This window comes from Corallococcus praedator (assembly GCF_003612125.1).
Classification (GTDB): domain Bacteria; phylum Myxococcota; class Myxococcia; order Myxococcales; family Myxococcaceae; genus Corallococcus; species Corallococcus praedator.
Window position 1 is genome coordinate 1 of record NZ_RAWI01000604.1, and the last position, 3,894, is coordinate 3,894.

The window sequence follows — 3,894 nt, forward strand, 5'->3', positions numbered from 1 at the left end:
AGCGCTCAGAACTCAACTGCATGGATCATCTGTGGCGCCCCCTGAAGCAACGCGTTTCCGCCAACCGTCAGTACCCCACGGTCGAGCAGCACGTCGGCGCCGCCATCCGCTGGGTGCTGGGCCTTTCGGCCCAGGACGCCCTCCGCAAGGCGGGCTGCCTCGCCGAGGGCTTCTGGCTACGCGATTTGTTAGAGAACTTCTGGCGACCTACTTAGAGAGGCCAACGCACATTCATGCCGCGAGTTCGTCATCGCGAAGCCCGGCGAGAACGACCGTGCTCTCTGGCGGAAATTCGCGCCCAGGACTTTCGTGGCACCTCCCGGCAGGTCCACCGCTGGCTTCAGATGCGATGGATGGCCACCACGCCTTCAAGGTCCTTGCATCAGCCGGAGGTCAACCCTCGACGTGGAGTTCAATCGCGCTACCTTCGAACTCGATCACATCTCCGCTCTGAACCTCGATCTCCAGACGCTTCCGCTCTCCCTGAAGTGCCAGAAGGCGAGCTTCGTTGATCGACACGCTAGGTCCCCAAGGCTGTTCTCGGGGACACCGGAGCAGCGTCGATCCCGTGACAACGATTTCGGCTCCCCGTGCAGCCTCCTCGCTCAGGCGCACGCGAATGTGAGCTTCGCCCGACGCCCAGTCCATGGTCAGGTCAAGCAGCGTTGCGTCGTGAAGACCGTCCCATCCGATGTTCGCGATTTGCATGGGTCACCTACGGAAACTTGATGGGGAGATGAGCTGCCGGCGGCCGAGTGGGCAACTCCACGTGCGCCAGAGCCACGTACCAGTACGCGTCCAGCGCCTCCAGCTTCTTGTTCAACTGGAGCCGTGTCAGCGTCCGCGAAAATCCCAGGGTTCGAAACTCCGGCAGCGAAACCACAGCAAGTGTTGCGTTGACTGGTTGAGCGCGCCCTAGGACACTTCACTAACTTAGACGCAGACTGAGTCTTGAAATCCAAGGCAATCGGGAAAAAACCAGCCTAAGAGTTCAAGGAGGCCCCGTTTTCCGGGGGGACTAGGCAGGGGTTGCAGTAGTTTCGCTCTTGCGCTGGTTAAAGAAGTCTGAATTCGTGCTGTCGGCACTAGAAGACCCCAAAACTTCTTAGGACGCAACCGAACGAAAGACTGGCAAGGAGCAGGTTATGGCGAATGGTCAGGGAAAACCCACAAGCACTTCAATCAAAGAACCTGAAAACTTCTACCAATTCTTGCTCCGACTCCTGAAATCGCCAAAAGAGCTCGCGTTTGCGTTTTTCTTGGCTTTTGTGCTTTTCATTCCTGCCGCTGGGGTCGTGGGCGCAACTGGCTACGACTTTGCGTGTTTGATTGTGACCAAGTGGGATACAAAGGAATGCAAGCGAAAAGACGACCACTCTTGCGGAAACAGAGATTCGCCTGTCGTTGGAGATAAGTCTGCTCTTGCGGAGTGTATTGCCAAGGGACGTAAGTACTCGCGTCCGTATGTCATTCAGTCTTTGACGCAAATTATTCGTATCGAAGACAGGTCAACAGGGGCGCAGGGGGCGGAGCGAATTTCGGAGGCCCGCATCGTGTATTCGATGCTACCATTAAAGGACGTCTCGGAATCCGAGGACGTTTTCTCCGAGGGTTACCAAAGCAAAGGGCGAGTTTTTAGATGGTGGGGTTCAGAGAGCGAATCAGCAAGCAATGTTAGTTCGTATTCTGTGCCGTTCCATGCGATGAATGCTCAGCCTCGCACCGTAGTAACTGGGGCCCGAACCATTGTGCCAGTTCCTAGAGGCGGAGATAGCTTCATCAATGGCCAAGTAACCACCAGCCTCAACGAAGATGCATGGACTTACGCCAGCGAGCTTGATGTGATCTGCGAGCTAACGATGTTGATTGAAGCGCCCGGGATGATTCTGAAGCCAGCCATAAGGGGTGCCAAGCGCTGGACAGGAGCCGCACTTGAGTCTAAAGATGCCAATAATCGTGGTCCAAATGGCTCTTTTGATGGGCCGAATGGCCCGGGCAACATCAATGCCCGCTGGGAGAATGTCCTTCCTGGCGAAGTAGTTGGGATTGTCTACAAGAAGGAGCCCTGAAACTTCTTAAGTGAAAGCACAGTGGAACAAAGGCAATTGCTAAAAAAGTCACTTCTGCAACGGTGATCACGGCGGTTGAGGCAGGTAGCCGCGGTAGGTCCTCCGCCCCAGGATTTCCTGAGACACCTTTCTGGGGGATAGCCTCCTCCCGTGAGGTGGATGTGAAGAAGCAGCAGAAGCAGGACAGGACGTCGGAGCGCGGTCGGTTCTCCGCGAAGCGCAAGAAGGAGGCAGTGCTCCGGCCGCTCAAGGGTGAGGACCTGGACACGCTCTCCCGGGAGCTGGGCGTCACGGCTGCGGTGCTGAGCGAGTGGCGGGAGAAGTTCCTGGCGGGGGCCGAGGCGAACCTCAAAAGCCGCGAGCCGGAAGCAGCGGACGACGAGGTGCTGCGGCTCAAGGCCATGGTGGGCGAGCTGATGATGAAGAACGAGTTGCTGGCGGAGAAGGCCCGGCTGCTGGAGGGTAACGCCCCGGGTTTTCCCTGGAGGAAGTCGAGAGGATGAGCGCCAGCCACTCGCTTTCCAGCGGCAAACGGTACGGGCTGGCGCTCGTGACGGCGACCTGGGGCGTGCCTCGGGCCACGGTGTACCGGCAGCGGGCCCGCCGTCAGTCCAAGGTGCCACCCGCGGCCAAGAGGGGGCCCAAGACGGCGCTGACGGACGCGGCGCTGCTGGAGGCCATTCGCGGCGTACTGCAGGCCTCGCCTTTCCTGGGCGAGGGGCACCGCAAGGTGTGGGCCCGGCTGCGTGCCCAGGGCGTGCGCACCTCGAAGGCCCGCTGTCTGCGGCGGATGCGTGAGGCGGGCCTCTTGGCACCTGGCAGGGCCCGCCGGGTACTGGGCCCGCGCCACCATGACGGCAGGATTATCACCGACAAGCCCGACGTCATGTGGGGCACCGACGCCACCTGCACCCTGACAACACAGGAGGGCCAAGCCACCGTCTTCATCGCCGTCGACCACGGCACCTCCGAGTGCGTCGGCATCCATGCCGCCAAGGTGGGCACCCGCTTCGAGGCTCTGGAGCCCATTCGCCAGGGCGTCAAAGCCCGCTTCGGCGCTTACGGCCGGGGCGTGGCAACGGGGCTGGCCATCCGCCATGACAACGGCAGCCAGTACACCTCCGACGCCTTCCAGAACGAGCTGCGCTTCCTGGGCGCCGACTCCAGCCCATCCTTTGTCCGCAGCCCCGAGGGCAACGGCTGCGCCGAGCGCTTCATCCGCACCCTCAAGGAGCAGCTGCTCTGGGTGCACTCCTTCGCCACCGTGGAAGAACTCCGGCGGGCCCTGCGGGAGTGGGCCCATCGGTACAACGAGCACTGGCTGTTGGAGCGCCACCATTTCCTCTCGCCGAGTCAGGCCCGGCGAGAGCTGATGCAGAAGCAAGCGGCCTGATTACAGCCAATCTGGTGTCTCAACAATCCGGTGCGGTACAGATCCGCGCCCTATTCGAAGACGCCGATGCCCGGGTCGGAGCCGTTGTTGGAGGGCTTCGAGGGCTTCGTCGGCCGAGGCGCCGCGACGCGCACCGGCTCCAGGCGCACTTCCACGGGCTGCACCGTCGAATCCGCGCTCCGGCTGTAGTCGAGCCTGCGCTCCACGTCCTGGTGCCCGGCGAGCTTGAAGCGCAGCACCGACATCCTGGCGCGCGGCAGCATCAGCTTCGTGGGCGTCGTCCCAATCTGGGCGTCCCCGTCGTAGATGGCCGCGCCGGGGGGCGTGGAGATGAACTCCACCGTCACGTCCTGCGACATGGCCGTCGGGTTGGGGGCGGTGGAAGGATCGTCCTGCACCTGCGTGGGCGGAGGCGTGGCCACCGTCCTCGGA

The 3,894-nt window shown here is 61.5% G+C and carries 3 protein-coding genes and 2 pseudogenes; 3 read left to right on the forward strand and 2 right to left on the reverse strand.

Annotation, left to right across the window (positions count from 1 at the left end; genetic code table 11):
• On the forward strand, positions 1–215 hold a 215-nt coding region (locus D7Y13_RS39605; protein ID WP_439329238.1), incomplete at its 5' end, for a hypothetical protein.
• Between the two features lie 178 nt (positions 216–393).
• Here the strand turns inward: D7Y13_RS39605 and D7Y13_RS45410 are convergent.
• Positions 394–708: a hypothetical protein gene (locus D7Y13_RS45410; protein ID WP_147444577.1), complete on the reverse strand. Its 315-nt coding sequence runs from the start codon at positions 706–708 to the stop codon at positions 394–396.
• A gap of 437 nt (positions 709–1,145) precedes the next feature.
• Between D7Y13_RS45410 and D7Y13_RS45415 the strand changes: the two genes are divergently transcribed.
• The gene (locus tag D7Y13_RS45415) at positions 1,146–2,069 is read left to right on the forward strand and encodes a hypothetical protein (protein WP_147444578.1); all 924 of its coding nucleotides are present in this window, start codon (positions 1,146–1,148) and stop codon (positions 2,067–2,069) included.
• Positions 2,070–2,224: 155 nt separating this feature from the next.
• Positions 2,225–3,462 (forward strand): annotated as a pseudogene (locus tag D7Y13_RS39610) (IS3 family transposase).
• A gap of 50 nt (positions 3,463–3,512) precedes the next feature.
• Here D7Y13_RS39610 and D7Y13_RS46115 read toward each other — a convergent pair.
• Positions 3,513–3,894: pseudogene (locus D7Y13_RS46115) on the reverse strand (protein kinase); the annotation flags it as partial.